This window comes from Alkaliphilus pronyensis (genome assembly GCF_009017275.1).
Taxonomy (GTDB): Bacteria; Bacillota; Clostridia; order Peptostreptococcales; family Natronincolaceae; genus Alkaliphilus_C; species Alkaliphilus_C pronyensis.
Map to the genome: position 1 here is coordinate 48,421 of NZ_WBZC01000046.1, position 6,321 is coordinate 54,741.

Here is a 6,321-nt window from a genome sequence, read left to right on the forward strand (position 1 = left end):
AGAGGTGTTTAAGTGAAAAAAAAATGCTACTATCCTCAAGGAAGATTTAATCCTGTTACCTTAGAAAATTCAGAGGATAAGAATAAAATCCATCAGCTAGAAGCAAGCAGCTTAAATCTTCCTCTTGAAAATTTAAAAAGAAAGACTACTGTAAATGAGCTACGTTAAGTGAGGTATTATTATGGCTAGACGAATGAAAACACAAGAAAAAAAAGAGTTTCAGAAGCTGGTTGATAGTAATAACCCTAAGCCAAATCTGCTATTAAATTGTTTTTGGGCCTTTAGTGTAGGTGGATTAATTTGTATTGTTGGGCAATTCCTTCACAATACTATAGAATCTGTGTTTAAACTATCACATTTAGAGTCCACAAATGTTACAACATTGATAATGATATTTATAGGGGCATTTTTAACTGGTATTGGAGTTTACGATAAAATAGGTAAAGTAGCAGGTGCAGGCTCGATTGTACCAATTACGGGTTTTGCAAATTCAGTGGTTTCTCCAGCTATGGAGTTTAAACGAGAGGGTTTTATTTTTGGAGTTGCAGCAAAAATGTTTTCTATAGCAGGTCCTGTACTGGTATACGGAATTACAACATCTGTTATAGTAGGTATAGTTTATTATTTCATAAGGTAGGGTGAGTGGAGGTGGCAGTAAAAAAAATAGGCAGGCAAACAATAAAATTTTCTTCCCCTCCTTCAATTTTAACAACTGCTTCTATAGTTGGGCCTAAGGAGGGACAAGGTCCTCTGGCAGATTACTATGATGAGGTTCTTGAAGATGATTTGTTTGGTGAGGATAGTTGGGAAATGGCAGAAAGCAAGCTATTGAAGGAGGCAGTAACAATAGCTATTTCAAAGGGGAAGCTAAAAATACCAGATATTGATTTTATGATTGGTGGGGATCTTTTAAACCAACTGATTTCAACTACATTTGCAGCTCGAGACTTAGAGCTCCCTCTATATGGCTTATATGGTGCCTGCTCCACCTTTACTGAAGCCATTAGTATAGGGGCAGTTCTATTGGACGGAGGATTTGCTGATAAAGTAATAGCAACAACATCAAGTCACTTTTCTACAGCCGAAAGACAGTTTAGGTATCCACTTGAACTAGGTAATCAAAGGTCCCTCACATCTCAATGGACAGTTACAGGTTCCGGTGCAGCCCTATTAACCTCTAGTGGAAATGGACCTGTAGTTACCTATTCAACAATAGGAAAGGTAGTTGACTTAGGCATTACTGATGTCAACAACATGGGGGCTGCAATGGCACCAGCAGCCGCCAACACAATAGCAACCCATTTGACTGATACTGGTCGAGGGCCAGAGGATTATGATTTAATAATAACAGGTGATCTTGGTAAGTATGGAAGAGATATTGCTGTAGAGCTAATGAAGAAGGAGGGCTTTAGAATAGTAAAGAATTTTACTGATTGCGGAATAGAGATATTTGATGATAAAAAGCAAGATACACATGCCGGTGGTAGTGGTTGTGGTTGTTCTGCAGTAGTTTTTTGTGGCTTTTTATATAGGCAATTAATTCTAAAAAAAATTAAGAAACTACTTTTGGTTTCAACAGGTGCTTTGTTTTCCCCAACAAGCTTTCAACAGGGAGAATCAATACCTGGAATTGCCCATGCAATAGCAGTAGAAATGAAAGGCAACTAGGAGGGTAAAAATGTCATATGTATATGCCTTTATTATTGGCGGGTTAATATGTGTAATTGGTCAGCTACTGATGGATGCCACAAAATTAAATCCTCCACAGGTATTAGTTTTATTTGTAACCTCTGGTGTCATTTTAACAGCATTGGGAATATATGAGCCTCTAGTTAAAATAGGAGGTGCAGGCGCAACAGTTCCATTGCCTGGCTTTGGATATGCCCTTGCAAAGGGAGTTTTTAAGGGAATTAATGAAAATGGTTTACTTGGTATTTTTACAGGAGGGGTAGAGGCTACATCTGGAGGAATTACAGCAGCAGTGGTTTTTGGATATACTATGGCAATTTTATTTAGTCCAAAAACAAAATCATAGGGTAGGTGAGAAACCATTGAAAAATAAAAGAAAAGTGATAATTATCACCGATGGTGATAGATGTGCACAAAAAACAATTGAAATGGCAGTTGGACAGATAGGTGGTAGATGCATTTCAAAATCGGGAGGCAATCCAACTCCCTTATCTGGAGCTGAGATTGTTAACTTAGTTAAGGAGGCAAAAAATGATCCAGTTGTTGTCATGACAGATGATGAAGGAAATGAGAATACGGGAATAGGTGAAAGGGCTTTACAAAAGCTATTAACAGATGATGAAATTGAAGTGATGGGAATAATTGCTGTAGCATCAAACACCGAGGAGGTTGAAGGTGTACATGTTGATTTTTCTATAGATGAAAACGGAAGTCTAATAGAAAATGCAGTAGATAAGAATGGAGTGGCAACCTCACTTAAGGTTTTATATGGTGATACTGTTGATATTATTGAAAAATGTCCAAAACCACCTATAATAGTTGGATTAGGTGATATTGGAAAAATGAATGGCAAGGATGATAGAAGGATAGGTGCGCCAATACTAACTAAAGCCTTAAAAGTAATTATGGAGGGAAGCAGCAATAGGGTATAGTAGGCATCTGAATAAGAAAACTGTAGCAAAGGCTACAGTTTTCTTATTCATCATCTTGATTATTTCTTATTGTTCTTCTAATATTTCTAATTATATTATTATCAGAGTCCTCTGAATTATGGTTTTCTTCATTTTCACTGTTTTCATTATTGGAATCATTATTTTCATCATTATTAGAGTCAATAATAGATTCGTAATTATCAAAAAAGTCTTGTAAGTCCTCTTCATCCCCATCAAAACCAGGCCACGGTGTATCCTCTAACCAATCAGTAATTGGATCATAATATTCTGTAGGAAGCTCATAGATAAAATCACTAGGAACTATATCACCATGTTCCTCTGGAATGTAAGGTATTGGTCTTTGAACAAATACCTTTGATTCAACTTCCCACGGAGGAGTATGCTCAGTAGCAAGCTTTCCTGTAGGTATGTGAATATCTGCAAGAACATGATGACCACAGACCTCCTTAGGCTCAGTGCCCTTAATAAAAAGCTCTGATCCCACTACGTTACCTCTTGGGTCCTGATGGCAAAGCTCTGAAACTCGTTTACCAGATATTTTACATACATTTACACTAATTATGTTATCGGGTCTTTCAAAGCTTTTCGGACTATACTCTTCATGAACCCTTGCCATTACCTTTTGCCATAGTTCAGTAGATATACGGCTACCATCCGTCAGTGGCTTTGGTAAATCATTACCTACCCATACAGAGGCTGTGTAATAGGGAGTAAAACCAACAAACCAAGCATCCTTGTTTTCTGTTGTAGTTCCGGTTTTACCAGCAACAGGTATTTGTGAATTACCTCTATCTAACCTAGCCCTTGAACCAGTACCATATGAAACAGCTGTTCTTAGCATATCTGTCATAATATAAGATACTTCGGGGGTTAAAACCCTTGTAACAGTGGGCTTTTTCTCATATAGTAAATTACCATGTCTATCATAAATTTTTGTAAAGGTAATTGGCTCAATGTGAACACCTAAGTTGGCATAAACACCGTAAGCAGCTGTCATATCTAATGGTGTAACACCTAAAGTCATACCCCCTAATGCAGTAGAATAGGTTTCATCTGAGTACCTCTTATTGCCAATAATTATAGGGTCAGAGCTTCTTACGACAGTTGTAATTCCCATTTTTTCTATATATTCCAGCATTATAGACTTCGATGCTTCTTCACTAGGGCCCAGCATATCTGCAACTATAACTGCCCCAACATTACTTGATTGCTCGATGGCTTTACGGAAGATAATTAATCCATAATATTTATGCTTATACCAGTTGTTAGGCCACGGCTTATTGGGTTCATTCTTATTAAAATAAACAGGTATATCGTCTATCACTGTTGCTGCAGTATAGCCCTGGTCTATTGCTGGTGTATAGGCTGCAATAGGCTTCATAGAGGACCCAGGCTGTCTTGGTGAAAGGGCGCGGTTAAATATTTTTTGCCCAGTAATCATTCGACCTCCAACTAGTGCTTTTATTTCACCTGTACTATGGTCAATAATTACCATTGCAGATTGAGGTTGAATGTTACCCTCGGCATCCTTCAATAGATTTCCCTCTTCATCCTTTAGGGTGCCTGGAAAGTTGTCGGGATTATCATATTCTTCCTCTAAAATTCTTTGAATTTCAACATTCATAGTACTATAAATCCTTAGACCACCAGAAAGAAGTAGGTTTCTTGCTTCATCCTTTGTATAGCCTTCTGATTCCAGTGCATAAATAACATCTCTTTTTACCAAGTCTCCAAAATAAGAGGAGATTTCATCGGCATAAAATCTATTAGGCTTTAAATTAGCTTGAATATCTTCATTAAGGGCTTCCTCATATTCTTCCTCAGTAATATAGCCATGCTCTAGCATTTTAGCCAACACAGTATGCATTCTATTTCTATAGGAATCTCTATACACAATAGAATAAGTTGAATCCGAGTCGTCAATTACAAAATGCTCTTCATTAACACTTTCCTTAGGGAGAGTCATTAAAGGACTATATCTACTGGGGTTACGGGTTATTCCAGCTAAGAGAGCTGATTCTGCTATTGAAAGCTGGTCGACACTTTTAGAAAAGTAAATTTGAGCAGCAGCCTCCACTCCATAAGCACCGCTTCCCAGATTTATCGTATTTAAATAGGCCTCAAGTATTTGCTCCTTAGATAATTGACGATTAATTAATATACCATAATAGGCATCTTGAATTTTTCTGGTATAGGTTTGTTCGTAGGATAAAAAGATTACCTTAGCTAGCTGTTGGTTTATAGTACTTGCACCTTGACGTGAGCCTGTACGTAAATTTCTCCAGGTAGCTCCAAAAATACGTTTAATATCAATGCCAGGATGGCTCCAAAAACGTTCATCCTCTATTGAAACAAAGGCGTCAACAAGAGTTTTAGGCATCTGATCATAATCAATTATAATTCTATGTCCTTCACCCTGAATTTTTTCTAATACATTACCATCTGAGTCCAATATAAAAGAGCTTTCATCCAACAGCTGATAAATATTAGTGGCGTCAATAGGCTCAGTATCTTTAATAATCCCTAAAACTATACCAGCAACTGTGCCTCCACCAATAAAACCTATCAGAATTATAGTTAATATTATAACTCTTAAAATACTTAATTTTTTATTTCTATTCTTTTTACTGTTTTTATTGTTTTCTGTAGATGATTTTTTTTCTGACATATTAATACCTCCATTAAGAATATGCTTATTTATTAATATTTAAAGAAGCATAAATCAGAATAATTATATCATATAAGAAGGATAATGTTAAACAAAAGAATACTTGATATAATAAAGACATTATAACATATAATTATTTGATATAGAGTATTATACAACAACTGCCATTCTATGCAGATAATGTAAAGCTTAAATAAAACTATGCACCTTTCCCGTTTACTATTCATATAATATATAAAAGGGGGTGTTTTTTTGTATATTAAGGCCCTAAGGCGAAAAAAGCTATTTAAGCTTAAGGTTATCTTTATTTTGATTTTTATTTTTATATCATCTACAATGGCCTTTGTATACATTGACCGGGAAATAATGCCTACTGTTCAGGCTATTGGAGAGTTAAAGGCTCAAGAGGTTACAACAAGGGCAGTAAACCAAGCAGTCAGCTTAGTCCTTGAGGGTGGAATTAAGTATGATGATTTAATATATGTAAAGGAGGACGAAGAAGGAAATATTACACTAATGCAGGCCAATACAATGTCAATGAACAAGGTGGCCTCAGATGTTGCACTTACAATACAGGAACAGCTTAATCAAATTAAAGCAACATCCGATCGTATACCTTTAGGTAATGCACTAGGAAGTCAACTATTGGCACAATATGGCCCAAAAATAAAACTGACTGTTACACCAGTAGGTATGGTGGATGTAAATTTTGGAACAGAATTTCAGCAATCAGGCATTAACCAAACAAGGCATAGGATATACTTAATCATTAATACCAATGTAAGGGTCATAGTTCCCTTCAGTACCAACAGAATCGCAGTTACAACATATGTACCTATTGCAGAGACGGTTATAGTTGGTAAGGTTCCTAATACATATATACAGGTACCAAAGGATCAATTTTTAGATATTGTTCCGCTAAATAGTGTGAATTAAGCTATATATTATCATTAGGGTACATATTACATCATTACTGTAAAATTAAAATATTTGATTAAGGTGTCAGAACTA

General features: G+C 36.1%; 7 protein-coding genes. 6 read left to right on the forward strand and 1 reads right to left on the reverse strand.

Annotated elements, in window-relative coordinates; translation table 11 throughout:
• The first annotated feature begins 12 nt into the window (after window positions 1–12).
• From F8154_RS15165 to F8154_RS11625, 5 genes are read left to right on the forward strand one after another with little or no spacing between them, the layout of a single operon-like run.
• Entirely contained in the window at window positions 13–168 is a 156-nt protein-coding gene (locus F8154_RS15165; protein WP_192930276.1) for a hypothetical protein, read from the forward strand.
• Window positions 169–181: 13 nt separating this feature from the next.
• On the forward strand, window positions 182–637 hold the full coding sequence (gene spoVAC, locus F8154_RS11610) for a stage V sporulation protein AC (protein ID WP_330577898.1): 456 nt from the start codon (window positions 182–184) through the stop codon (window positions 635–637).
• Between the two features lie 11 nt (window positions 638–648).
• Window positions 649–1,668 carry a stage V sporulation protein AD gene (gene spoVAD, locus F8154_RS11615; RefSeq protein ID WP_151861788.1) on the forward strand — a complete coding sequence of 340 codons (1,020 nt, stop codon included), beginning with the start codon at window positions 649–651 and terminating at the stop codon, window positions 1,666–1,668.
• A 10-nt stretch (window positions 1,669–1,678) separates the two neighbouring features.
• Window positions 1,679–2,035 carry a stage V sporulation protein AE gene (spoVAE, locus tag F8154_RS11620; RefSeq protein WP_151861789.1) on the forward strand — a complete coding sequence of 119 codons (357 nt, stop codon included), beginning with the start codon at window positions 1,679–1,681 and terminating at the stop codon, window positions 2,033–2,035.
• Between the two features lie 16 nt (window positions 2,036–2,051).
• A complete protein-coding gene (locus tag F8154_RS11625) occupies window positions 2,052–2,621 on the forward strand; it encodes a stage V sporulation protein AE (RefSeq protein WP_151861790.1) in 570 nt (189 codons plus the stop codon).
• Between the two features lie 43 nt (window positions 2,622–2,664).
• Here F8154_RS11625 and F8154_RS11630 read toward each other — a convergent pair whose 3' ends face one another.
• The gene (locus F8154_RS11630; protein WP_151861791.1) at window positions 2,665–5,310 is read right to left on the reverse strand and encodes a transglycosylase domain-containing protein; all 2,646 of its coding nucleotides are present in this window, start codon (window positions 5,308–5,310) and stop codon (window positions 2,665–2,667) included.
• A gap of 252 nt (window positions 5,311–5,562) precedes the next feature.
• Here F8154_RS11630 and yunB point away from each other — a divergent pair, with 252 nt between their 5' ends.
• Window positions 5,563–6,246 (forward strand): sporulation protein YunB, encoded by a 684-nt coding sequence (gene yunB, locus F8154_RS11635; RefSeq protein WP_243141240.1) that lies wholly within the window; start codon window positions 5,563–5,565, stop codon window positions 6,244–6,246.
• Window positions 6,247–6,321 lie beyond the last annotated feature (75 nt).